This window comes from Sessilibacter sp. MAH3 (genome assembly GCF_054658275.1).
Window position 1 is genome coordinate 1 of record NZ_BAAGIE010000010.1, and the last position, 23,417, is coordinate 23,417.

At 42.6% G+C, this 23,417-nt stretch carries 21 protein-coding genes; 5 read left to right on the forward strand and 16 right to left on the reverse strand.

Annotated features, from left to right (window positions below; genetic code table 11):
* Nucleotides 1-332 precede the first annotated feature (332 nt).
* The 8 genes from ACYQ2C_RS07790 to ACYQ2C_RS07825 form a co-directional block, all read right to left on the reverse strand.
* Nucleotides 333-782 (reverse strand): hypothetical protein, encoded by a 450-nt coding sequence (locus ACYQ2C_RS07790; RefSeq protein WP_460101573.1) that lies wholly within the window; start codon nt 780-782, stop codon nt 333-335.
* Between the two features lie 74 nt (nt 783-856).
* On the reverse strand, nt 857-1,306 hold the full coding sequence (locus ACYQ2C_RS07795; RefSeq protein WP_460101571.1) for a hypothetical protein: 450 nt from the start codon (nt 1,304-1,306) through the stop codon (nt 857-859).
* Between the two features lie 173 nt (nt 1,307-1,479).
* Nucleotides 1,480-2,076: a DUF998 domain-containing protein gene (locus tag ACYQ2C_RS07800; RefSeq protein ID WP_460101569.1), complete on the reverse strand. Its 597-nt coding sequence runs from the start codon at nt 2,074-2,076 to the stop codon at nt 1,480-1,482.
* A gap of 87 nt (nt 2,077-2,163) precedes the next feature.
* Nucleotides 2,164-2,451, reverse strand: coding sequence for a hypothetical protein (locus ACYQ2C_RS07805; RefSeq protein WP_460101567.1), 288 nt, complete (start codon nt 2,449-2,451; stop codon nt 2,164-2,166).
* Nucleotides 2,448-3,368, reverse strand: a complete 921-nt coding sequence (locus tag ACYQ2C_RS07810) for a zeta toxin family protein (protein ID WP_460101565.1) — start codon at nt 3,366-3,368, stop codon at nt 2,448-2,450. Before ACYQ2C_RS07810 ends, ACYQ2C_RS07805 begins: the two co-directional genes overlap by 4 nt.
* 85 nt (nt 3,369-3,453) lie before the next feature.
* Nucleotides 3,454-4,560 carry a DUF4062 domain-containing protein gene (locus ACYQ2C_RS07815; RefSeq protein WP_460101563.1) on the reverse strand — a complete coding sequence of 369 codons (1,107 nt, stop codon included), beginning with the start codon at nt 4,558-4,560 and terminating at the stop codon, nt 3,454-3,456.
* A gap of 649 nt (nt 4,561-5,209) precedes the next feature.
* Nucleotides 5,210-5,698: a MarR family winged helix-turn-helix transcriptional regulator gene (locus ACYQ2C_RS07820; protein ID WP_460101561.1), complete on the reverse strand. Its 489-nt coding sequence runs from the start codon at nt 5,696-5,698 to the stop codon at nt 5,210-5,212.
* Nucleotides 5,699-5,761: 63 nt separating this feature from the next.
* Complete coding sequence (locus tag ACYQ2C_RS07825; RefSeq protein ID WP_460047474.1) at nt 5,762-7,321, reverse strand: BCCT family transporter; 1,560 nt, start codon at nt 7,319-7,321, stop codon at nt 5,762-5,764.
* 336 nt (nt 7,322-7,657) lie between these two features.
* Here ACYQ2C_RS07825 and ACYQ2C_RS07830 point away from each other — a divergent pair, with 336 nt between their 5' ends.
* From ACYQ2C_RS07830 to ACYQ2C_RS07840, 3 genes are all read left to right on the forward strand, one after another.
* Nucleotides 7,658-10,261: a TonB-dependent receptor gene (locus ACYQ2C_RS07830; RefSeq protein WP_460101558.1), complete on the forward strand. Its 2,604-nt coding sequence runs from the start codon at nt 7,658-7,660 to the stop codon at nt 10,259-10,261.
* 255 nt (nt 10,262-10,516) lie between these two features.
* On the forward strand, nt 10,517-12,478 hold the full coding sequence (locus tag ACYQ2C_RS07835; protein ID WP_460101556.1) for a tetratricopeptide repeat-containing sulfotransferase family protein: 1,962 nt from the start codon (nt 10,517-10,519) through the stop codon (nt 12,476-12,478).
* 366 nt (nt 12,479-12,844) lie between these two features.
* Nucleotides 12,845-13,693: a glycosyltransferase family 2 protein gene (locus tag ACYQ2C_RS07840; RefSeq protein WP_460101554.1), complete on the forward strand. Its 849-nt coding sequence runs from the start codon at nt 12,845-12,847 to the stop codon at nt 13,691-13,693.
* A 144-nt stretch (nt 13,694-13,837) separates the two neighbouring features.
* Here ACYQ2C_RS07840 and ACYQ2C_RS07845 read toward each other — a convergent pair whose 3' ends face one another.
* From ACYQ2C_RS07845 to ACYQ2C_RS07865, 5 genes are all read right to left on the reverse strand, one after another.
* Entirely contained in the window at nt 13,838-14,728 is an 891-nt protein-coding gene (locus ACYQ2C_RS07845) for a TIGR03915 family putative DNA repair protein (RefSeq protein WP_460101552.1), read from the reverse strand.
* Nucleotides 14,729-14,790: 62 nt separating this feature from the next.
* Complete coding sequence (locus ACYQ2C_RS07850) at nt 14,791-16,104, reverse strand: putative DNA modification/repair radical SAM protein (protein ID WP_460101550.1); 1,314 nt, start codon at nt 16,102-16,104, stop codon at nt 14,791-14,793.
* 127 nt (nt 16,105-16,231) lie between these two features.
* Nucleotides 16,232-17,608, reverse strand: a complete 1,377-nt coding sequence (locus tag ACYQ2C_RS07855; RefSeq protein WP_460101548.1) for a DASH family cryptochrome — start codon at nt 17,606-17,608, stop codon at nt 16,232-16,234.
* A 494-nt stretch (nt 17,609-18,102) separates the two neighbouring features.
* On the reverse strand, nt 18,103-18,498 hold the full coding sequence (locus tag ACYQ2C_RS07860) for a VOC family protein (RefSeq protein WP_460047482.1): 396 nt from the start codon (nt 18,496-18,498) through the stop codon (nt 18,103-18,105).
* A 253-nt stretch (nt 18,499-18,751) separates the two neighbouring features.
* Nucleotides 18,752-19,384: a pyridoxamine 5'-phosphate oxidase family protein gene (locus ACYQ2C_RS07865; RefSeq protein WP_460101545.1), complete on the reverse strand. Its 633-nt coding sequence runs from the start codon at nt 19,382-19,384 to the stop codon at nt 18,752-18,754.
* Nucleotides 19,385-19,483: 99 nt separating this feature from the next.
* Here ACYQ2C_RS07865 and ACYQ2C_RS07870 point away from each other — a divergent pair, with 99 nt between their 5' ends.
* Nucleotides 19,484-20,377, forward strand: coding sequence for a LysR family transcriptional regulator (locus ACYQ2C_RS07870; protein WP_460047485.1), 894 nt, complete (start codon nt 19,484-19,486; stop codon nt 20,375-20,377).
* A gap of 311 nt (nt 20,378-20,688) precedes the next feature.
* On the opposite strand, the gene ACYQ2C_RS07875 is transcribed toward ACYQ2C_RS07870, so the two are convergent.
* Nucleotides 20,689-20,910 carry a hypothetical protein gene (locus tag ACYQ2C_RS07875; RefSeq protein WP_460101542.1) on the reverse strand — a complete coding sequence of 74 codons (222 nt, stop codon included), beginning with the start codon at nt 20,908-20,910 and terminating at the stop codon, nt 20,689-20,691.
* Nucleotides 20,911-20,912: 2 nt separating this feature from the next.
* Nucleotides 20,913-21,371: an EVE domain-containing protein gene (locus tag ACYQ2C_RS07880; protein WP_460101540.1), complete on the reverse strand. Its 459-nt coding sequence runs from the start codon at nt 21,369-21,371 to the stop codon at nt 20,913-20,915.
* A 149-nt stretch (nt 21,372-21,520) separates the two neighbouring features.
* Here ACYQ2C_RS07880 and ACYQ2C_RS07885 point away from each other — a divergent pair, with 149 nt between their 5' ends.
* Nucleotides 21,521-21,997 (forward strand): hypothetical protein, encoded by a 477-nt coding sequence (locus ACYQ2C_RS07885; RefSeq protein WP_460101538.1) that lies wholly within the window; start codon nt 21,521-21,523, stop codon nt 21,995-21,997.
* Nucleotides 21,998-22,225: 228 nt separating this feature from the next.
* Here ACYQ2C_RS07885 and ACYQ2C_RS07890 read toward each other — a convergent pair whose 3' ends face one another.
* The gene (locus tag ACYQ2C_RS07890; RefSeq protein ID WP_460101536.1) at nt 22,226-23,149 is read right to left on the reverse strand and encodes a histone deacetylase family protein; all 924 of its coding nucleotides are present in this window, start codon (nt 23,147-23,149) and stop codon (nt 22,226-22,228) included.
* Nucleotides 23,150-23,417 lie beyond the last annotated feature (268 nt).

Sequence of the window (23,417 nt, forward strand, 5' to 3'; positions counted from 1 at the left end):
TTATAGGCCATTTGTAGGTTCCTTTGTTTGGGGCAGTTTACCCTACAAGCTGGTACGAGATTATTAAACCACTACACCCCTATAGAAGATGACCAATAAAAGAACTTTTTAGGCCAAAATATTTTCCCTACTGTTATTGAGATTAATGTTTCGTTTTTCGTTACGAACACGATTAATACTGGCAACGCCACTATAAAGAAGGCTAACACCAGGAAGATAATCGCCAGCATTCCAATCACAATAAAAACTCATAAGGCTGCAAGCAAAGGCGAGCTTTATCGAGTCCAGTAGCACGTAGTGCTACGATTTTGGCTTGCTTTGTTATGCAATTACTAAAGTCTTGATAGATATTCATTCGCTCTTTTCTCCGCTAAAGCCAGCTCATCTTTTGTAGAACCGCCATTGTAGCAGTGCTTCATTGAAACATTTGGATAATAGAAAGCGCCTTTTAGATTTGGATGATGATCAGCTAAAGGTACTTTCCATTTCCTTTGGCTGTAATCATCGAACCAGCGACTTGCCTTAAAAATGCTCGGTTTATCAGTTACTCGCTGAAGTGAAACATCTTCTACCTCACAGCGTATTTTATATAACTCGAAATAGAAAACCATTGATTCAAAACCACGTCCTTTGAAAAGAACTTCATTATCAGCCCAATTTCCATCAGATGATTGGAAGGCAATATCAGTTCCTTTTGAATCAAATAGATAAATACCAACCCCCCAGGTGCCTACTATCCCGATCACCGCTAAAACCAATATCCATTTAAGTATTTTAATCATCGCTATTCTCATAACGCCCGCATTTGCGTCTGGTTTGGGGCGCTGCGGAAAACCAGTCCGACAGTAGCGCTTTGTTAGGTGATTGTAATTCTTCCATGAACATCCTTTACAGTACCGTATATGTCACCATTATCGCTAATAACTAGAGCTGAATCTTCCAACGGAACAGGCAGCTGAGATAAACCTTTTATAAACTGATTTATTTGTTGAGAGTTTTCTGAAAGCGCTGCTTCCCTGCAATAGACAACTAGTAATTGCGGCCCGAAATTACTCGCCAAGCGCCCTCTTAAAAACCCACAATAGTCTGGTTCATCGTCTAGGATATGGTGAAACCCCTTAGGTGTGTTCTTTCTGTGAGCATCTTTAGCGTCAAATAAAGTTCCATCAGGATATATCCAGAATACAAAATCTGGGGAATGATGAGTAAATTCTTTTATTGCCTTTCTCCGACCTTTAAATCTCTTCGATAAAAAATGAAAGACTTCACTTGCTGCTTCTCTTTCAATTGACCCTACTGTGATCATAATTCCTCGTGGCAACTAACGTACAAATAAGTGGTGAAAACATGGCAGCTATAATTGGAGCGAAGCAACACAGCCTTCATATTTGTGTCCCAGCGAGCCCGCGAGCGACTTTAGGAACCTCTGATTAACTCATCCATGATTTAATCAGAGGTTCCTATATTTTTTGTTAGTTATTATGCTACCACGAAGAAAGAATAAACAAACAACCACAATATTTGAAAACCATAGCTTATGCGTTGATGAACACCCGGCACGGTTTCGGCTTTGAATGCTAGTTTAAGTCTGTAGGCAAAATAGAAACAACCTATGATACAAGCTAAGGAAAAAAGCCTGAGCGGTAATGAGTAGTAACTAGAAAAAATAACGATGGCCGGGGCAATGATGAGCGAGAGGAGCATAAACATTCCCGACCAAGAATGTATTAAACAGCTACGGGAAGGATTTTTTGTATAAGGGTCGGCGTCCATTGGGAAATAGCCGCAAATCCATGTACATAAGCCGTGAATTATTATCATTAGGCCAATTATTATCGTTGGCAAATGATCTGAAAAGTTAGCAACTAGATAATATCCAAAAAGAACAAACAAGGTTCCGAGTGGATAGTTGTTTATAAGAGGCGGAAGCTTTTGCGTTGGGCTGCCGAAAGCGCCCAGCTCACTGCAAAATTGCTTGGAATGGCTGAATTTTGGATAGAAAAGCGAAGCGACGTAAATGCCAACTACAATCCAAACTGACGCAATTATTCCTGTGTATTGAAACAAATTATCCATGCTTGAATCCTAATTGAGAACTAACGCCAGTAGCACCGGATCTAAAAGCCGAAGGCTTTTGGGGTCCGGTACCTACTTTTGTTACATTTACTTGGCACTGATATTTTTATATTTATTTTCTAAATGGGACTGAGATTTGGAGCTAACTGAAGCAGCCGACTTTGATTCGACTCGATCATTTTTAACAATGAAGCCGACGTTTGAGTTATATCTAATTGTTTCCTTGACAGTGGTTTTAGCTTTTCGGGTGCTGTGGTCTGAAGCAGAAACTCCTTTATGGATAGCTGTGTAGGACCGTCCATGATCACTTTTCACTATGAACTTACCTGTGGTCGAGTCTCGTTTCACATACCTGCCGGATTTTGGATTTTTCATTGCTGTCCTCCAGAATTTAGTAACAGATTTAGGGGGCTTGTCCTTGAAGAATAAACTATCTCTGGACCTTTATCCCTTAGATTGAGTGTTGAAACCTTCCCCACTGACTCCCAAGCCTCATCCTCTTTGATTCTGTAGTACGTCAGAGTAGGTTCATTACCATATACATCAAAAACCAAACCCAGAGGGACATACCTTTTTGTATCTAAATACCGGCTTAGAGCCCGTCTACTAGTTTCCTGTCTGTCCAAACAAACAAGCAATAAATGTACCTTATACCCTTTTTCTATAAGAGCATCTCTAATTTCTCTCACAGATTCACAATTGCTCCCTATTTTAGGTATAACCATATTGTGTCCTTTGGCGATGCAAAATTCATATAGGTTGAATTCATTCTCATACTTTGCATCGACAGACCCGAATGTAATTAGGGCTGATTCTTCATGCACTATAGATGCCCCAAATTCATGTCCAAACTCTGGTATTTTTCTTTTAGCAAAATCACTATCTATAATGTATGCGCCATACATTTCTGCAATCTTATTTGCTAAAAATGATTTCCCTGAAGCAGGCGGACCAGTCACCAAAAATGCTTCTCGTTTTGACTGTACTGGGGAATTAGGTTTGGCACCACCATTACCTAAAGAGATCAGCTCATCATCTTCGATTCGATGCAATTCTATTAGCTCATCAAATATTTTCCGCCTTAAATTTACCCTCTTCTCATCGTCTTTATATAAAGGCCTTCTATTCTCCTTGCTATCCAAAGTGGATTTTAATTCCATGCTTTCCAATAGTCGCTCGGCTTTCATAACATGCGGAGCAGCTTCATCTGCTTCCTCTTCACGTATATCTAGAACTTTCGTGAGAAAATTAAAAGCCAAATCATTGTTATTTAATGGTCTTGCAAAATTCACTGACAATTTCGATGTCCTCTATTCGATCTATTGAGAAATGTAACGCCCAAAACAGCGGTGCGAAGCATCCGCCTGCCTTTGTTTGTTAGGCCTCTTCATGCTCTTTGTCAGTTTGAGTAGCGTCGCCACCAATTTTTCTGTGCTCTTTTACTGTTCGGCTCAACGCTCTAAGTTGAACCATTAGTTGATCCCCGTAAGGCGTCAGCCTCCAATAGGTAGCTGTATCTCTTACACTTCTCTTCTTATCACTTTCTTTAATTAAGCCAAGAGCACGGAGCTGAACAACAACGGTATATATATCGTCGTTAGAAAACTTAAATCCATGAAGTACGTGCCCCTCAAATTGATCGTACTCTGAAAATTGTTCGTCCGATATTTTTGAAAGTGCTCCTTTGATAGCCTTGTGAAGATCACCTTCTGAGGCTTCATTTATCAATACAGGTGAAATGGCTGCAAAAATATCATTCCATGATGGCTTAATAGTAGCCGAATATCCTTTCCCAGTACGCCACGAATCTTCGCTGGAATGCCTTGCATAGAAACTTAGTTTGATTTCGAATGGGTCATCGCCTTGCATTAAATCTTCTGTACCAGAAGGAGCTGAGGTTTTAACCGCTAACAATTCTTCCTCTAACTCAGACACACGGTTTTTGAGTGCCAAAATATCTTTTAAGCTAGATTCAGATGGAACGTTATCTGCTCGTACCCATCCAACCGCAGGTAATCGCTTTAGGGTAGAGGTAAGCCCAACAATAACTTTGGCTTTTAGTTCATCTGCATTTTTCCAATATACACAAGTATGGTTTTTTTCAACCATATTTCTGAATTCTACAAGCTTTTTCCAGGCACCTTCCTCTGTTTCGGTCTTATCTCTGGGCAGGTTATCCGGATTTTCGTGCAAGAGGGGGATAACTGGTTTTTTGGTGGATAATGCGTAACGGTATTCTTTTTCCGTGTATCCAAGTCCCTCCTCATCTAAAGATCCATACCTACCGCCAACTATCAAAACATAATAGTCAGAAGCATCAATCACATCTTTTATTAGTTCCCAAGCAGTGTCATCTGATGCTGGGAAAAGCTCCATCCCCGCAGGCATATGATCCAGTTCTAAAATAGCTTTTAGAACAGACTGACGTTCGTCTAGGAGGTCGACAAATGTCGACGAAATAAATATCTGATACCTTTTATCCAAAATTTACTCCTTGTCGAGTACCGGTGGCCTAACATTTTAATAGATATATATACGACTTATATTCCTCAATACGCCATCTCGGCGACGTATATAATTGTCGGTTTTTCGCAAAATTATCCCGAATGGTTTGTTGGGTCAATGTTTGTATTTGTTTGGCGTAATATTCTTTTTTATTTTCTCTTTTGTAGTAAGGCGTGTCGCAGAGGTTTTTTATTTGGTTTGTGGTTTTTAAATGTTTTTAGATGGCAAAATATTATTGTTATTTATTTTTGAAGTAATTAGCTCAAAAATGTTGAGTGGTTTTAAGGTGTATTTTATTAAATTTATCTTTAAATGTTGGTTTAATTGATTTCTTGTTTTTACGAAAATTATTTTTCACGATAAAAACATTTAAGGAAGATTCTGAGTAGCTCACTCATGATTTAATTTGGCAAAATTAGGATTTAATGCGTGATTTATTTGAAGCTATTTTTTTGGAATATTTATTGTGGAAGGCTTTTTTGACGAAGTTTTTTGAAAAGGGTTTTTTTAAAGCGATTTTTAATGTGACAGAGTTGTGCTTCTAGCAACGTATCTGTCGCTAGAGGTTTTTCGTAAGAAAAGTTTGTTGGAAAGGAGCTGGTTTATCGCTAGGTGTTAAATGTTTGATTTAGTGTTCGGGTTTTGCGTGTCTGTCGAGTGAGCCTATGTCTAAGACTGGCGCTGCTTCGATATTTTGGGCGTCCATCATTTGGGCGACGCGTTGCAGCGACGCCAGTATCATGGATTGTTCCCAGTCTTGTAGGTTGCTGAATTGACGAACAAATTGTTCTTGTAGCGGTGTTGGCGCTTCTTTTAAGGTTTGTTCACCGTCTTCTGTTAGGTACGCGTGAACCTTGCGCTTGTCTTCGCTGGAGCGGGAGCGGTAGGTGAGTCCGCGTTTGTCTAACCGATCTAAAATGGTGGTCACTGTTGCCTGGCTTAAGCTTACGTCGTTGGCCAGTTCGCGAATGGTGACCTCGCCTTTTCTGGCGATGCTACGCATCAACAAAATTTGTGGCGCAGTGAGGCCAGAGATTTTAGAGAGGTGTTTTGAATGTAAGTCGGTTGCGCGAATCACTCTGCGCAACGCAATTAGAACTTCTTCGGTGTTAGACATTGATTCCACGCCAACTAATTTGGCTGGATTATAACGAGAAATTTGCAGTCGCCAAGATCAATTTTACGGCTTTGAAACCATGCCCTTAAATAAACTAAAACACATAGCGATAAGTACTAGAGTAAATGGCAGTCCGGTGGCGATGGTACCGGCCTGAAGTGCGCCGAGTGCGGTTTTGCCGCCGCCAATCATCAACACCGCGGCAATTAAACCTTCGGTGGTTGCCCAAAAAATACGTTGTGTCACCGGTGCGTCGAGCTTTCCGCCTGCGGTAATGCTGTCGATAACCAGTGATCCCGAGTCGGATGAGGTCACAAAAAACACCAGCACCAAGATAATGGCAGTGGCGGAAGTCAGTTGCGACATGGGTAGATTTTCAAGCATTTGGAATAGCACCAAGCTAACCTTGCCAATGCCGTTGGCGAGTTCACCAACGCCATGTTGTGCTTGACTCAACGCGCTTACACCGAATACGTTCATCCAAACCAGCGTAACCACAGTGGGAATCACTAATACTGCGATAATAAATTCTCGAACGGTTCGGCCTTTAGAGATGCGCGCGATGAACATTCCCACAAATGGTGACCAGCTAATCCACCAGGCCCAATAAAACACCGTCCAGCTTTGCATCCAGCCCTCGTCAGAGCGACCTAGCCATTGGCTGAGCGCAAAGATATTTTCTAGGTAGCCCACCGTACTTGTGCCGATGTTATGAACGATCTCAAGGGTTGGGCCAATTAAGAATACGGCCACCAGTAAAATGGCAGCAAGAACCATATTGATGTTACTTAGGATTTTAACGCCGCCATCTAACCCTCGTACCACAGAAAGCACGGCGAAAAAGGTCACGCCAACAATAATGCAGATTCTGGTGGTGATTTCATCGGGTGTGCCGAACAAAAAATGCAGTCCCGATGAGGCCTGTGTGGCGCCAAAGCCCAATGAGGTTGCCAGACCAAAAATGGTTGCCAGTACGGCAAATACATCGATGACGTGGCCCCAAAAACCCCAAATACGATCGCCCAGTAATGGATAAAACACCGAACGAATGGTGAGTGGTAAGCCTTTGTTAAAGCTGAAAAAAGCCAGCGATAAGCCCACGACGGCATAGATGGCCCACGCGTGTAGACCCCAATGATAAAGCGTTGCCGGAAGTGCCAAATCCGCAGAGGCTTGAGAGTTGGGTTTAACATCAAGCGGTGTGCCGCCCCAGCCGGTGTAGTAGGCCAGGGGTTCTGTCACTGCCCAAAACATCAAGCCAATGCCCATTCCTGCGGCAAACAGCATGGCAAACCACGATATCCGCGAAAACTGTGGCTTGGCGTTGTCACCACCCAGGCGAATTTTACCCGTGGGCAGTAGCGCCAAAGCAATGCAGAACAAAATCAGAAAACTCGCCGAGCCCATAAACAGCCAGTCAAATTTGTTGATGCTCCATTGCTTTGCTTGGTTGAGCAGGTCGTTCGCTGTGGTGGGAGCGATGATGCTGGCTGCGACGAAAATAAGAATCAAGGTTGCGCTAACAAAGAATACGGGGTTGTGAAGATCCATTCCCCAAAGCCTTACGTTGTCTTGGCCTATTTCGTAATCAGTTTCATAGGGTTTTGAGTGATGGTTATTCATTATTCTCAAAATATTATATAGTTAGATGTCTAATATATTTTGATTCTATCATTAAATTGCTTTTAGCTCGAATGAAACGTTTCAGCTTGTTTTTTGGGTGAATTTTGAGTTGTTAACCACCAAAAATTCTGTTTATGACTCGGTTTGTTGTGATTTTTATTGGGTTGAGCAAATTTTGAGAATGTGGATAATTGAAAAATAGTTAGAATTCTAATCAATTATTTAATCTATATTGTTAGTGCACTAATAATTATTCTGTTTTTAAACAACGGAAATCGCTAGGGCCAGGGTCGTGGCGTTAGCTGACTCATTTCGTCATTCACTAAAAGGGAAATCATGCTTCATAAAAAACTATTAGCCGCTGCTGTTGCAGTTGTGCCGTTTAGTTCACTCAGTTCAATCACTTACGCCCAAATTGAAGAAGTCATTGTTACCGCTACCAAGCGTTCAGAAAGTTCTCAAGATGTGCCGCTTGCTGTTTCTGCCATTAACGAAGAGTCTCTTGAACAGTTGGGTGTCAGTAACTTTTCTGATTACCTTATTCAACTGCCCGGCATTACCGCCGGTGGTTCTGGTCCCGGTCAAAACACCATTTATATTCGTGGCCTTGCTTCAACAACACCAAACCTAACAACAGCCGGTGTTGCCGGTCTTGCGCCTAACGTAGCGTTTTATCTAGATGAACAGCCTCTCGGCCAGCCGGGCCGAAATCTTGATGTCTACACCGCGGATTTGAGCCGCGTTGAGGTTCTATCTGGTCCGCAGGGCACCTTGTTTGGTGCCAGTTCGCAAGCCGGTACCGTGCGCCTAATTACCAACAAACCCGATCACAGCGAAACCTACGGCAAGATAAAACTTGGTGCTGCCGCAACCAGTGGTGGCGATCCCAGTAACAATCTTGAAGTGATGGGTAATCTCGCCGTGAGCGACAGTTTTGCTTTGCGTGCGGTGGTGTATCGTGATGAGCAGGGCGGTTATGTGGATAACGTACGCGGAACCCTAAGTGCCGAAGAGAGTGCGCGCTTTCGAAGCGCCGATACGGTTCGCGCTAACGGTGTCGTTGTTGGCCCAACCCGCGCGGGCTTCCAAGCCGGTTCCGATTTGAGCGGCGTTAATTTTATTGAAGCCGATAATGCCGACTTGGTTGAAGAGAACTTTAACGAAACCACCTATACCGGCGGTCGTATCAGCGCATCTTTTGATATCAACGAAAACTGGAATCTTCTAGTTTCGCATGCTCAACAGGAGCTGGATTCTGACGGTGTATTCTTTGCCGATCCAGAATTGGGTGACGATGATCCGGCTATTCAGCATTTCCAGCCCGATCAACTCGAAGACGAGTTCAACAATACTGCATGGACCATTACCGGTCGTGTTGCCGAGCTAGAAATTGTGTATACCGGCGCCTTCACCGATCGTGATACCGAGCAATTAGTCGATTACTCTGATTACTTGTTTGTGGGTCAGTATTTGCCGTACTACATCTGTGACGGTTCGGTATCTTATCCGGGCAGTGCCGCACCGAGCGGAACCTGTTATGCACCTAATCTGTTTGTTGATAGCGAAACCAACACCGAAGTAATTACCCACGAAATTCGCATTTCTACCGATGCCAGCAAACCTATACGTGCCACGGTGGGTGCTTTCTACAGCGATCTTGAGTTAGAAGAGCGTAACGACTTTAACTATCCGGGTTCTACTCAGGTGCTGGGTTTTAATGGTCAGGTGGGTTTTGCCGATAACTTCCCATTCACCACAGGTTTTACCTCCGATGCAGGGCCGTTCCCGGCTGGTGTTATTTTCCGTAACGATGTTCGTCGTACCGATGAACAGTTCGGTACCTTTGGCGAGGTGACCTTTGATATTTCTGAGCAGTTTGCCTTAACCTTTGGGGCGCGTTACTACGATATTGAAGTAGACTTTGAAGGCAGCGCTAACTCGTCGTTCTGTAATCTTGGCAGCGATGTTGACATCAACGGATTTGGTACCGATATTTCCGATATCTACAATAACGACGGCCAAATCACCTTCCGTGGTACCTGTGACCCAGATTCGCAAATTACCTACACGCAGGCCGATGTCGATGATCCGAACATTGCCGTGCCCGATGCGGTTATTGCGGCGCTGAATGCCCCCGGTAATGCCTCCACCGACGGTACCATCTTTAAGATAACCGCCAACTGGACACCGACCGACAATACCTTGTTTTACGCAACCGTATCGGAAGGTTTCCGCCCCGGTTTGTTAAACCGTCCGGGTGGTGCAACCAATGCCGCTGGCACTTTCTCGGTACCCTATGCGCTTGATACCGATGAGGTTTTAAATACCGAAATCGGCTGGAAGACCGATTTGTTTGATCAGCAATTACGCTTTAACGGCAGTATCTTCTACGTGGATATTAGCGATCTGCAAACCACTATTTTTGATCCAAGCATTACCAACTTGTTCTTCTCAGATAACGCCGCCGATGCCGAAATCTTAGGCCTTGAAGCCGATTTTATTTGGGCGCCCTACGCGGTTCACGGTTTAATGGTCAAAGGTGCTATTTCGTTGCTCGATACCGAAGTGACCGATGTTCTCACGCCAACGGAAGATGTTAGAGAAGGTGATTCTTTGGCCTATGCACCGGAATTCCAAGCCAATCTTCAAGTGCGTTACGAGTGGGATCTGCAAGGTTACACCGCGCATGTTATGCCGCACATGGCGTATTCCGATGAAGCCTTTAGTGACATCATCACCATTAACCGCGCAAAAATCGACAGCTGGGTGTTGTTTGGTCTTACTGCGGGTTTAAGCAGTGACAAATGGACCGCCGAGCTGTATGTGGATAACTTGTTGGACGAACGCGCCGAGCTTGCCGTTAACTTTATTAACGACCGCGAGCGCGTGAGCTATGCACGGCCAAGAACCGGTGGTGTTCGATTAAGTTATAACTTTTAAAGGAACCTATAGGAACCTCTGATTAACTCATCCCTGATTTAATCAGAGGACAGAAATTGACAATGCGATTTCCAATTTCTTCACAATTTCAATCACTTACTGTTCTTGAAATTGGCGACACATCCTTGTGTCGCGAGAAACTCTAGGTTAATCAGAGTTTCCTATAGCGATATACTACCGCGTGCTTACAAAACACCCCTTAATAGGGGTGTTTTTGTTTTTAAACTCATTTATTTTTATTCTTGGTTTAATTCTGTGACTCCAACCGATCAAAAAACGCTTGAACAACTTATGCGCTCGCAAAACTTTAGTGGCGCTATAGAATTTATCGACACCTTAATAGCGCGTGATGGCGACGAACCCGATAGTTTGTATTTTCGGGCGGTGTGCTTGCGTTATTTAGGTAATGTAGATTTGGCGTTGCAGGTATTGCATCAATTAAAAATGCGCTCGCCCGGTTATTCGCGAGCGTTTCAAGAAGAAGGTCATTGCTTTAAAAAACTCGGTCAATTTGATCAAGCACTGTCGGCTTACGCAAAAGCTTGTCAATTAAATCCGGCGTTACACGCCAGCTATAACGCGCAAATTGAGATATTACGCAGCCAGAGTCGGTTTGATCAGGCGAATGCTGTACAGGCCCAATTGCATTATTTGCAACAACAACCTAAAGCCTTGCAAGGCGTTTTAGATTTAATGTCACAGGGTAAATGGTTAAAAGCCGAAAAGCTCTGCCGACAATTTTTGCAAAGATACCCAAAGCACGTTGAGGCCATGCGTTTATTAGCAGAAGTGGGCGTGCAGTTAGGTGTGCTCGACGATGCGGAATTTTTATTAGAAAGCGCACTTATTTTTGAGCCCGATAATTTTTTGGTGCACCGCGACTCTATTCAGGTTTTAAGAAAACGGCAAAAATTTGCAAAAGCCTTAGAACAAGCAAAAACATTGTGGGAAAAATTCTCAGATAATCCTCAAGCGCAATCCATTTACGCCATTGAGTTTATGCAAACCGGTGATTACCAAAAAGCGATCGATTTATTTGATCAGGTACTTACCACCCTGCCTAATGAGCCAATTACCTTAACCTCTAAAGGTCATGCTTTAAAAACCTGGGGGCGAACCGAATCAGCCATTGAATCCTATCGTCAAGCCTTGGCGGTTAAACCCGCTCACGGTGAAGCTTGGTATGCGCTAGCGAATTTAAAAACCGTGCAGTTTTCCGGCGATGATATTGATCAAATGTTAATGCAATTACAATCCGGTGATTTAGGGCCTGCTGAATTGGTGTATGTGTATTTCGCTTTAGGCAAAGCGTTTGAAGATAATAAAGATTTTGAAAAATCTTTTTATTATTACGAACAAGGTAACACGCTTAAAAAACTGCAAAGTCGCTATCAAGCCGACCAAATTACCGAAGAGTTTCAGCAGCAAAAATTAGTCTTCACTAACGAATTTATTCAATCGCGTAAAGGCTACGGCTGCTTAAAACCCGATCCCATTTTTATTGTTGGCTTGCCTAGAGCTGGCTCTACACTGCTTGAACAGATTTTAGCGTCGCACAGCCAGGTTGATGGTACCCTTGAATTACCCAATATTTTATCGCTGGTGCATCGAATTCGCCGCGGCGAGTCACGCGACGGTGGCAACCATTATCCACACGCAATTACACATCTCTCGCCGGAACAGTTAACAGAGTTTGGTGAAGAATACTTACGCGATACGCAAATTCACCGGCAGGGCGCAGCCTATTTTATCGATAAAATGCCCAACAACTTTCGTCATATTGGTTTGATTAAACTTATTTTACCCAACGCGAAAATTATTGATGCGCGCCGAGAACCGATGGCGTGTTGCTTTAGTGGTTTTAAACAGCTATTTGCCGAAGGACAAGAGTTTAGTTACTCCCTAAAAGACATTGGTCAATATTACCGCGACTACGAAGATTTGATGGCGTTTTGGCAAGCACAATTTCCCGGTGAAATATTGCAAGTGAATTACGAAGAGGTTGTGGATGATTTTGAAAACCAAGTTCGTAGATTGTTAAATTACTGTGGTTTGGAGTTTGAGCAATCGTGTTTGGATTTTTATAAAAATAAACGCGCCGTACGCACCGCGAGCTCCGAACAAGTACGTCAGCCTATCTACAAAAGTGGTGTTGATCAGTGGCGTCATTACGAACCGTTTCTGCAACCGCTTAAAGAGTTATTGAATTATCGTTAATTGCCTACGTGAATAGCTCGTTTTGCTTGACAATTTTTATTGTTGAACCACTATTCAGGATTGCGCGTATAAAAAATCCTTTCTATAGGAACCTCTGATTAACTCATCCATGATTTAATCAGAGGACAGAAATTGAAAATGCGATTTCCAATTTCTTCACAATTTCAATCACTTACCGTTCTTGAAATTGGCGACACACCCTTGTGTCGCGAGAAACTCTGGTTAATCAGAGTTTCCTATATATTTCTTGATGGAATATATAAGCGTCTGTATAACCATAAATAAGCTTACAAACAGACTCTTGCCGTCTTATTTACGGCAAGAATTGTGTAGAATCTCGCGGTTTGTCGTAGCGGAAATATAAAAATGGATAGTCAGCTTAGTATCGTACTTGTTAGCTATAACAGTAGTGGGGTTATTGACCGCTGTTTGGGGGATTTAATTCGCAGTCAGGCGTTTCCTATCATTGTTGTGGATAACAACAGCTCCGATAATACGCCCTCCTATTTAAGAGATAGCTATCCAAATTTAACCGTGATTGATGCTGGTTATAATATTGGTTATGGCGGTGCTGCGAATATCGGCATGAAAGCTTGTCAAACACCTTTTGTACTCTTGTTAAATCCTGATGTTATTGTGACCGCTGATGAAATTACGCAATTTTTTACGGTTGCCTATAATCATCGTAGTGAAAATAACGAACTGGATTGGACGGTGTTTGCACCTGCAACCGGCGCTAAAAGTTTTAAAAAGCAAGGTATTTTAGAGGTGTCTAACGTGTTGGGGGCAGTCATGCTCTTTAACATGCAAAAGCTCAATAGCATTGGTTTATTTGATGAACGCTATTTTATGTTCTATGAAGAAAAAGACCTTTGTTTACGCATTATAAAAGCCGGAGAAAAAATTCTTTTAGATTCGGATATTCTGTTTGAACACGACAAAGGCACGTCTTCGGGTTCATCCAATAAAATTTATTATTTAAAGCAATGGCATGTGGCTTGGTCGAGCATGTATTACTTCGAAAAGCACTTTCCTAATCCGCAAAAAAAAGCGCGATCATTACTCGCTCGGTATCGCTTTAAAGCGTATTTCAGTCTAAAAAAACAAGCACGTATTAAATTCAAAGCTCGCTTGAATGGTTTAAAAGAGTACTTAAGTGGACGAGATTGCCGCAACGAAGATCGCACCCCTAAGGGTTTTGATCGAGTCGCGTAGACCGGGTCGCGTAGACCGGGTCGCGTAGACTGGATTGGCTAAACCGGATTTCGTAGATTAGGTTATGGGAAACCTTCATTGATTGAGAGTTTTTCATAACAAAACACCTCTGAATAAAACCTCTCTGATTGTTTAACAAAAATATTAATCCGTTTTTGTTGGAAATTTCTTTTGTATGCTAGCCATTTGCTTACCAAGTTTTTTATCACTGATTGACTGATTATTTTTTTCAATCATCGCTTCGGCGCGAGCCGCCGATTCCCTTGATAAAGACTTGATTAAGGGTGCTTCTGGCAGGTTTTTCCAGTATTTTTTGGGCATTTCGCTTTGCATGGCTTTTAATTTTAAGCGCGCCGGATTAAAGATATTCTTGTAATACTCCAGCCACAGGGATTCCAATTCATCGTTAATAACGGGCCTTTCACTACTGGGTTCTGTATAAAACAGCGATTGCTGGTCCCAATGCATTCCTCCGTCGGGTGTCAGTATCGACCACGTCATGTTTTTAAATCGGTTTTTAAAGAAACTGCTGGTTTTTTTTAAAATCAGATGTTCAGGTTCGAACCAAGCAACATAATGGTCTGAGTCGGATATTTTTTGGAATCGCACAAACGCGTGCATTTTATGAATGTCACGACCCACCGATTTTTGCATATGGTTTAAACGCATTATTTGGTTATCGGTGATATTTTCTAACAATTGTTTATCTTCGTGCATAACTCGCCAAACAATGGCATAAAATAACGCCCAACGTGTATCGTCTCTGTAGCAAGAGGCAAGCTCTATAGCCTCTAAGGTTTCTGCCGATATGCTCAGTTTGGGCGTTGTTACCGGAATGTTAGATAAATCAGTTTCAAAATTATTGTTATTCTCATCGTGAGAATTTGAGGTGTCTTGAAATAAATCTAAACTCGACTGTGTTAACGTTGGATCTTGCCAAACAATATATTCGGGTGAAATGTCTCGTTTTAACAGTTCACGGCTAATATTGCGCCACTGTGAAAACTCGCTAGCATTTACGGTGATAACGTGCATGATTCTAGTTGTTTAAAGTGGTGATAATTATAATCGTTTAAAATGTTAATAAATACAGTCGGTTAAAATAGAGCCAGCTGTTCGGTTTTTGAGTCGATAAATAATTGTTTTAACAAAACCGAGTCTAAATGTTTTAGCTCTGTATTTGGGTCTGCGGTTTCAACAAAATGCGCGACCTTTTTTATCGAAATTCGCAATTTTTTCAAATCATCCAACCGTAATGCCTTAAATTGTCGTGCCTGAATAATCTTTTCGACGCCGCGAACACCCACACCCGGAATTCTTAATAACAGCTCTTTAGGTGCTTTATTGACATTAATTGGAAAAACATCGCGGTTCGCTAAGGCCCAAGCTAATTTGGGATCAATATCTAAATCCAACATTCCGTGTGTGGGCGCTGCCGCCGAGTGAATATCGTTTAAATCGAAACCGTAAAACCGCAATAACCAATCGGCTTGGTAAAGCCGATGTTCTCTCATTAACGGCGGAGATTTTGTGGGTAAATTTTTTGAAGCAAATGGAATTGGGCTGAACGCCGAATAATACACGCGGCGCATGTCGTAACGCTTATACAGATGATTCGAGAGCGTTAAGATTTTTGTATCCACTGAATCGTCGGCGCCGACAATCATTTGTGTGCTTTGGCCGGCCGGTGAATAAATGTATTTAGATTTTCTGGATTTGGCATCACTGATGATAATGTCGGATTTTTTAGCGCGATATTCTTTCGATTCATCAATATGTTCTTTAAGTTGTGCCATGGATTGATGAATGGTTTGAGGATTTTTTTCCGGTGCTAGGTTAGACAAGGCAGCTTTAGACGGTAATTCAATATTTATGCTTACACGATCGGCGTATAAACCGGCTTGCTGTAAGAGTTCCGGACTTGCCTCTGGAATGGTTTTTAAATGAATATAACCACGAAAATCGTGTTTTTCGCGCAGGTCTTTGGCCACAGAAACTAACTGTTCCATGGTGTAGTCGGACGATTGAATAATTCCCGAGCTTAAAAATAACCCTTCAATATAATTGCGTTTATAAAAATCGAGGGTGAGCTTGACCACTTCATCAACCTGAAAACGCGCTCGCTCAACGGCACTAGAGAGCCGGTTAACGCAGTATTGGCAGTCGTAAATACAAAAATTGGTTAGCAATATTTTTAATAGCGAAACACATCGTCCGTCTGGCGTGTAACTGTGGCAAATACCCATACCGCCGCTGGTGGAGCCAATACCGGTGCCATTGCTGGAGTCGCGCTTAATCGAGCCGCTGCTCGCGCAGGAAGCATCGTATTTGGCGGCATCGGCCAGTATGGCCAACTTATGCTGTAGCTTTTGATAAGGTTGTTGATGTGATTGTGGTTGTGGCTGTTTCATGTTTGAGTAACGAAAAACTTAAGTGTGTATAAATATACAGTATTTGTCGTGATCGTCTAGCAATCGTGATTCTCAAAATCGCAGTTAACGCAGAAGCTGCCACAGGCGATTGAAGAGACGAACCACTTTATTCCAGCGGCCAGTCCGCGGCATCGACGTAATCGGTGATGGCTGAGTTTGAGTATTTGCTGCCGTGTTCGCCCAGCCAACGCTCGCAATAGCGATTTTCTGGATCGTATAAACGTTGTTGTTTATCAATATCAAAATGACGCCCACCGCGAGGATCAACACCCACACCGGCGATGTATTGCCAATTTCCCCAGTTGCTGGCCACGTCGTAGTCGATTAACTGTTGCTCAAAGTAGGCTGCACCATATCGCCAATCCACATCGAATTCGTTTACCAAACAGCTGGCGACAATTTGGCGGCCACGGTTGGATAAATAACCGGTTGTATTGAGTTCGGTCATGCAGGCATTCACCAGCGGGTAGGGGGTGGTGCCGCTGCACCAAGATTTTAACCGCTGTGGATAAAAGCTTTTCAATGGATTTTTATGGCGATAGCCGCCGCGTAAATACAAGGATTTACCTAAAACCTTGGCTAACCAGAAAAAATATTCTCGCCACAGTAATTCAAATTTAATCCAATAGGTGGATTCGTTAGCGCCGTGATTTTGTTCAAAAGTTACAAGCGTTTTGAGTATTTGTTTGGGTGAAATGCAGCCCTGTGACAACCAGGGCGAGAATTTTGTTGAATGATAAATACCGTCTAATTTGTTGCGTGTTTGCTTGTAGGTGCTCGCGTAATTATTCGAGAAATAATGTTTTAAATGCTGTTGGGCGTGAGTTTCACCGCCGCAAATCATGGCTGGCTCTGTTTTACTGGCATCGTTCAAAAACGACAAATCTGCACTAAAAGGGACGGTATTACCCGCAAAAAGTGTTGGTTTTTGTGGTTGTTTTGGCAAAGAACTCGGTGTGTTGTTTTTTAGAGTGTCAATAAATTCTGAATCTAAAATAATGGGTTCTACTTTTTTGCGAAATTGCGTAAATGATTTGGGAATATCTGCCAGTAAAAATGGCAGCTGAGTTTGGTCAAGTAACGTGGTGTGAGCAGACTCTACTAATCTCAGTTCTGGGTAGCTGCGCCGTATAAATTGAACGATGTCGTTTTCGTAAAAACCACTTTGCGTCGCGCAGTAAAATACATCGGGCCGATATTGGCCAATGAGTGTTTGCAAGCAGGTTAAGGTGGAGCCTTCCATCAAAAACAGCTCGCTGCCCAGCGAGGTTAGATTTCTGTTTAAGTCACTTAGGCATTCATCGATAAATTTTCGGCGCAGCTTACCCAAAGACCGAAATCCGTAGCGATTGGGCTTTAAAGAAGCACTTTCGCGAATATAAACAACCAGTAGGGATTCGCAGTCACGACTGGCATCGGCAAACAGTCTGTTGTCTGTGAGTCTTAAATCATTGCTGAGCCAGACGATTCCGGTTTTATACATGGTGTTTGCCGCGTTTTTTATCAATTACTTAGCTTTATGTGCCTAGATCTGTGTTTTCTCGATAACTAAACACTTCTTGAAAAAAGAAGCTGTTATTCGATACCAAGTTATTGATACGCAATAAAACACGGCTTAGATGTGTTGATCTTAGGTGAGTTGATGTTAGGTGAGTTGATGTTAGGTGAGTTGATGTTAGGTGAGTTGATGTTAGACATTTGCGTGAATTCGCAGGTGTTTTTGGCGATATATCCGAGGTTGGTCGAATTTTCTCGCGATAAGCAGGCTGAGATTAGTTTCGGCTTATGGAGGTATGAACAGCAGATGTCGGTAGAAAGAATAAATGGAACGAGTACGAGGAACACGTAAGAGGCGTAGGCGGAATAGGTGCTTATGTAAAATTATTCCTCGATAGTGAGAAAAAGGTAGCCCACGAAAAGATTCAAATGCTGTGGGCTACGAGGGGATTTCAAATGAAGAAAACGAAAGAATAATTACTAAGCATCGGCTTTATAGATAAATTCCATGCGAATACCGCCGGGTTCGTAAATCATAAAATGTTTGGCTGGCCAGCCGTTTAACGGCTCTGGTGCGAACTCAACTTTAACACCGGGGTGATTACTTACTTTAGAAAATAATTCATCCAGTGCGGCTTCTGTGCTGACACGCAGTGCAAAGTGGTGAAGTCCAATATTGGCTCGGCGATCAAATTCGGTGGCGCCTTCGTTGGTTTGCCAAAGCGTTAAAAATGCTTCGCCATTGGTGACAAATACTGCTGGATAATCAGGAACTTCCCCAGCGACTTCCCAGCCGAGACAGTCGATAAAAAAAGCTTGAGTTTCGGGTAAATTTTTAACTGCCAATCCGAGATGGTGAATCGCAAGCGTTGACATAAATACTCCTAAAGGATTTTTGAGTGGATTTTATGTTCACAATTTATAATATTGAGTTTTAAGTAAGCTTTCTTAAAACTCAGTGTTTTTATTATTGTAGGAATCTCTGGTTAACGCATCCCTGATTTAATCAGAGGACAGAAATTGAAATGTGATTTCCAATTTCTTCACAATTTCAATCACTTACCGTTCTTGAAATTGGCAACACATCCCTGCGTCACTGGAAACTCCAGATTAATCAGAGTTTCTTGTATTAATTTTTTGGCTGATTTGTTTGGTTCAGTTGATCTGTTAAATCAGCCACTTGTTTTTTTAAATCGTCAATTGTTGCTAGCATTTGTTCGACCGCACGATCTACCGTGGGTTTATCAAATCTTTGGGTAATATGTTGCGGACAATTCCAATCGAAGCCTTGTACCTCAATAATAATTCCGCGTTCCGGCGTTGCCCGGTAGTTTCCTAAGTCAAGCTGTGCAAATCGTGGATCGTTATTATCGATAACGGTCACCAAGCCTGCAATTTTTAAACGCCGTCTATTCACATAATCCATTAAAAACATCATTACGCGGTTGCTGTTTTTAAAGTTCGCAGCGCTCATAAATTGCATGTTGCCACTAAAATCAGCAAAACCTAAGGTTCTTTCATTTAATATTTTAAGAAAACCAGGCGGTCCGCCGCGATGCTGTACATATGGCCAGCTATCTTCCGTTATGCTGGCAAGGTAAAAACTATCGCGAGCTTCAATGAAATTTTGCTCGTTTAACGTTAATGCGAAATGGGTGTCGGCACCTTTTAATTGTGGGCCGTAGATGTGGTGACTTCCGCGTTCTCGCTGAAGTGATTGCACCGTCTCCGTGAAGAATATCTCTGCGTACTTGTTAGGCATAAGTTTTCTACCGGTATATATTGATAGGTGCACTTTAAATTATTTCGTATATCATAAGAATAAAATCTTTATAAATTAATTATTACAAAAAAAGCAATAATGGATAAGTTGCACGCTATGCAGGTTTTTGTCGCTATCGCTGAAGTCGGTAGTTTTGCGAAGGCCGCGCGAAACCTCGCTATGTCACCTCCTGCTGCTACCCGGGCTATATCCGCGTTAGAAGAACAGTTAGGTGTTCAGCTCTTTCAACGAACCACTCGTCACGTGCGTTTAACCGATGCCGGCGAACGCTACTTTGTTGACTGTAAACGCATCATCAGTGAAATCAAGGTCGCTGAGGATGCAGTCAATGGCATTGTCGGTGAAGCCGCTGGGTCGATGGCCGTAACTGCACCGGTTATGTTTGGTCGCCAATACATTTTACCGGTGATTACCGAGTACTTGACTACCAATCCAAAGGTTGAGATTTCGACATTATTTTTAGATCGAATCGTTAATCTAATGGAGGAAGATATTGATGTTGGTATTCGTGTCGGCAGTTTACCCGATTCAAGCTTGCATTCGGTGAGTTTGGGTGAAGTCGGCATTGTCACCTGCGCTTCGCCAGAATATATAGCGCGCGCCGGTGCTCCAGAGTTTCCCGAGCAGCTGCGTGAACATCAATTGATACAAACGCGAACTTCTGGCAGCCAAGACACTTGGCGTTATCTGGTTTCCGGTCGAGAAACTGTGGTTCGCTGTTCGGCGCAATTGGTGGTGAATCAAAATCAGTGTGCAATTGATGCCGCAGAAAGCGGTTTTGGTATTGCTAGGGTTTTATCTTATCAGGTTGCAGACAGCCTTGAGAGTGGCCAGCTGGTGCCACTACTGCAAGAATTTGCTTTACCGAAATGGCCCGTGAACGTTTTACATCGCGAAGGCAGAAATCCCAGCGCGAAAGTGCGCGGCTTTGTGGATTTATTAGTAGAGCGCGTGCGAGAACGCCTGAAATAATTTGATGTAAGCGCGATTTATGCGCACGTTAAATAGCCAAGGATATCGTGCCAATATTATTAATTCTAATTTTCCCGGTTACAGCGTTACTTGTTCAGGTAGGTGCTTACCTATATCTTCGAAAGAAGCGGAAACATAGATTGAGTGCAAATAATTTAGTGACAAAGTCACTTAAATATGGCTTTCTTTGTGTGTTTTTAACGCTTCTACTAACAATTTTCTGGATGCTCTGGTATGAATACTCTGCTGGGTATAGCTCGGGAAATACTGTGGCGCTATGGTTGGTTTTTATAGCCCCATTAGCATTCTCATTAGGTCAGCTTATCGCAACATTTAAGTGGTGGAAAAAACATGGCATTTAACAAGCCGATGTTGTCACTGCTTCTGAGTTGTCCTTCGTCCGCTGCACTCCACTTTGTCCCCAAACGTGAACGGTGTTGATACAGATACACTCGATGCTTGTGCGTGTATCTGCTGACCAGTTCTTTATTGGTGGTTTTATTGAGTCTCAAGTAGTTGTAGGGAGTAACCACAATTATTTAGCGGCTGAAATTATCGTCTGCCATTCTTCTTTGGTGACCGGCTGTACCGAGAGCCTGCCCTGTTTTAACAACACCATGTGATCAAGTGACGGGATCGATTTGAGTGTTTGCAAACTAACCACCGATTTGAATTTTTCAACAAACGCTAAATCTACGCAAAACCAGCGAACATTATCTTGGCTAGATTTTGGATCGTAATATTTGCTGTCTGGATTAAATTGCGCGGGATCAGGATAGGCGGGTTTTACTACCTTGGCGATTCCTGCCACACCCGGAACCTTACAGCTGCTGTGGTAAAAAAACACCATATCGTCTTCGGCTATCTTATCGCGAATTAAATTGCGCGCTTGGTAATTTCTAATTCCGTCCCAACGACCAAAACCGTTTTTTTCATTCGCAAGCGTATCGATGCTGTATTCGTCGGGTTCGGATTTAAATAACCAATAATTCATGATTTTTCTCTATTTATACAAAAATCTACAGATGCTTTGATTATTATTGAGCGCGTTTGGTTCGTCTAGAGATAACTTAGCGATTTTGTATTTAAATTCGGCTCTATTTATTTAGGGTTGGTGATTTTTCTTATTTTGATGAAATGTTAATGCGTATTCTTATTTTGTTAGTATTAGGTTTGTTTTTGTCTGGCTGTGAACACATTGTTGGCACCAAAGCAGATGTCCCGTTGGAAGCTAAACAACTTCGCGATCTTCTGATGGGCGTTTGGTGTGGCGAAAAAACCTTTGATGATGGCAGCGCTCAATCTTGGACCATCGAGCGGTATCGCGATGGTAGTTACGTGATTTTGTTTAACACTACATCAAAGGATGGTGTAAATACACAATGGGCCGAATACGGTATGTGGGGTATTCAGTATCCTATCTATTTCACCGTAGTTTTAGGGTATATTGAAGAGGGTGTTCCAACACCCGCAAACACAGACGATCACACTTTCTACGATGCCTATAATGTTCAGACGTTAACCGACAATGAGTTCAGCTATACACATTATTTGACGAATAATACGTTTACGACTTTTAAAGAATGCAGCGAACTGGGTATTCAAGAATTAATTAAGTAACGATAGTATTAATTAATACCATGACTTAATTTATGTCTTTTAAATTAGGTCATGACTTTTAAATTAACTCGTGGTTTTTAAAATTAACTCATGACTTCTAAGTTAATTCACAAATAATATGAGAAATTAAGGGTTTTATTGCACTTGTTATCCGAAACCAAGATCTAATAATTTCTAGAAAGCTCTGATTAACGTATTTTTGAAGTAATCAGAGCTTCCTTTCATTTTTTATAATCGCATTAATGTTTTTACGTGCGCAAAAGCTGCTCGACCGAGCGCGTCTAGCTCGTAACCGCCTTCTAAAACCGATATTAATCGGCCGTCACAGTGGCGATCGGCAATATCCATTAACACTTCGGTAACCCAGCCGTAGTCGTTATCTTGCAAGCGAATTTGTGCCATGGGATCTTGGCGGTGAGCATCGAATCCGGCCGAGACCATGATTAACTGCGGCTTGAATTTTTCAAGCTGCGGTAAAAGTTGTTCAATATAAATCTCTCTAAATTCTTGGCTGCCTGTACCAGCAGCCAAAGGCATGTGAATGATATTGTCGTGAGAAGCGCCGGGATCGGCAAACGGATAGTAGGGATGCTGATAACTGGAGGCGTATAAAACCTTCGGCTCTTCTCGAAATATGTTCTCAGTACCATTACCGTGGTGAACATCAAAATCAACAATGGCAATACGCTTTAGACCGTATTGGTTTATGGCGTGGCGCGTGCCCACGGCAATATTATTAAACAAGCAAAAACCCATGGCGCGATCGTATTCGGCGTGGTGACCCGGCGGCCGCACACAACAGAACGCGTTTTTTACGCTTTTGGCCATGACCATATCAACGGCTTGCACAACCGAGCCCGCCGCTAATAACGCTGCCTCTAGGGTATGCGGCATCATCAAGGTTTCGTCGTCGAGCTCAATTCGATCGCGAAGAGGCGCGCGTTCAAAAATAGAATCCACATAAACCGGATCGTGGGTGGCAACGAGTTGTTCGCGCGTTGCCGGTAACGCATCTGTCCAACGTAAAAAATCCAATACTTGTCCGGAGATCAAACGATTCTGGATGGACCCCAAGCGCTGGGGTGCTTCTGGGTGATCTTCGCCCATGTCGTGTTTTTCGCAAAGGTCGTGGGTGATGTACGCTGTAGTCATCGAAAGCTCCCGTTGTCTAACTTACGCCAAGCCGCTAGAGCTTTGTCATTCATGTTGGAGCATGGCGACAGCGGCTGAATTTATAATTATTTGAGTGAGGTGTGTGTCTGAAAATTCGACGACCTTCTTTGTCTTCAGACTAGCTCTAGCAGGCATTTTTCTTTTGCTGTAGATCAAGCCACAAACAGGAGCCAAAAGCCTATCCTACCAAGGTCTAATTTGAGGTAAATTAGGGTCCTATATTAAAAATCCGACTAAAGTCGAGATT

Coding starts and splice junctions, on each gene's coding strand:
- ACYQ2C_RS07790 (WP_460101573.1), bottom strand. CDS start 782: ATGATTAAAATACTTAAATGGATATTGGTTTTAGCGGTGATCGGGATA.
- ACYQ2C_RS07795 (WP_460101571.1), bottom strand. CDS start 1,306: ATGATCACAGTAGGGTCAATTGAAAGAGAAGCAGCAAGTGAAGTCTTT.
- ACYQ2C_RS07800 (WP_460101569.1), bottom strand. CDS start 2,076: ATGGATAATTTGTTTCAATACACAGGAATAATTGCGTCAGTTTGGATT.
- ACYQ2C_RS07805 (WP_460101567.1), bottom strand. CDS start 2,451: ATGAAAAATCCAAAATCCGGCAGGTATGTGAAACGAGACTCGACCACA.
- ACYQ2C_RS07820 (WP_460101561.1), bottom strand. CDS start 5,698: ATGTCTAACACCGAAGAAGTTCTAATTGCGTTGCGCAGAGTGATTCGC.
- ACYQ2C_RS07825 (WP_460047474.1), bottom strand. CDS start 7,321: ATGAATAACCATCACTCAAAACCCTATGAAACTGATTACGAAATAGGC.
- ACYQ2C_RS07830 (WP_460101558.1), top strand. CDS start 7,658: ATGCTTCATAAAAAACTATTAGCCGCTGCTGTTGCAGTTGTGCCGTTT.
- ACYQ2C_RS07840 (WP_460101554.1), top strand. CDS start 12,845: ATGGATAGTCAGCTTAGTATCGTACTTGTTAGCTATAACAGTAGTGGG.
- ACYQ2C_RS07845 (WP_460101552.1), bottom strand. CDS start 14,728: ATGCACGTTATCACCGTAAATGCTAGCGAGTTTTCACAGTGGCGCAAT.
- ACYQ2C_RS07850 (WP_460101550.1), bottom strand. CDS start 16,104: ATGAAACAGCCACAACCACAATCACATCAACAACCTTATCAAAAGCTA.
- ACYQ2C_RS07855 (WP_460101548.1), bottom strand. CDS start 17,608: ATGTATAAAACCGGAATCGTCTGGCTCAGCAATGATTTAAGACTCACA.
- ACYQ2C_RS07860 (WP_460047482.1), bottom strand. CDS start 18,498: ATGTCAACGCTTGCGATTCACCATCTCGGATTGGCAGTTAAAAATTTA.
- ACYQ2C_RS07865 (WP_460101545.1), bottom strand. CDS start 19,384: ATGCCTAACAAGTACGCAGAGATATTCTTCACGGAGACGGTGCAATCA.
- ACYQ2C_RS07870 (WP_460047485.1), top strand. CDS start 19,484: ATGGATAAGTTGCACGCTATGCAGGTTTTTGTCGCTATCGCTGAAGTC.
- ACYQ2C_RS07880 (WP_460101540.1), bottom strand. CDS start 21,371: ATGAATTATTGGTTATTTAAATCCGAACCCGACGAATACAGCATCGAT.
- ACYQ2C_RS07885 (WP_460101538.1), top strand. CDS start 21,521: ATGCGTATTCTTATTTTGTTAGTATTAGGTTTGTTTTTGTCTGGCTGT.
- ACYQ2C_RS07890 (WP_460101536.1), bottom strand. CDS start 23,149: ATGACTACAGCGTACATCACCCACGACCTTTGCGAAAAACACGACATG.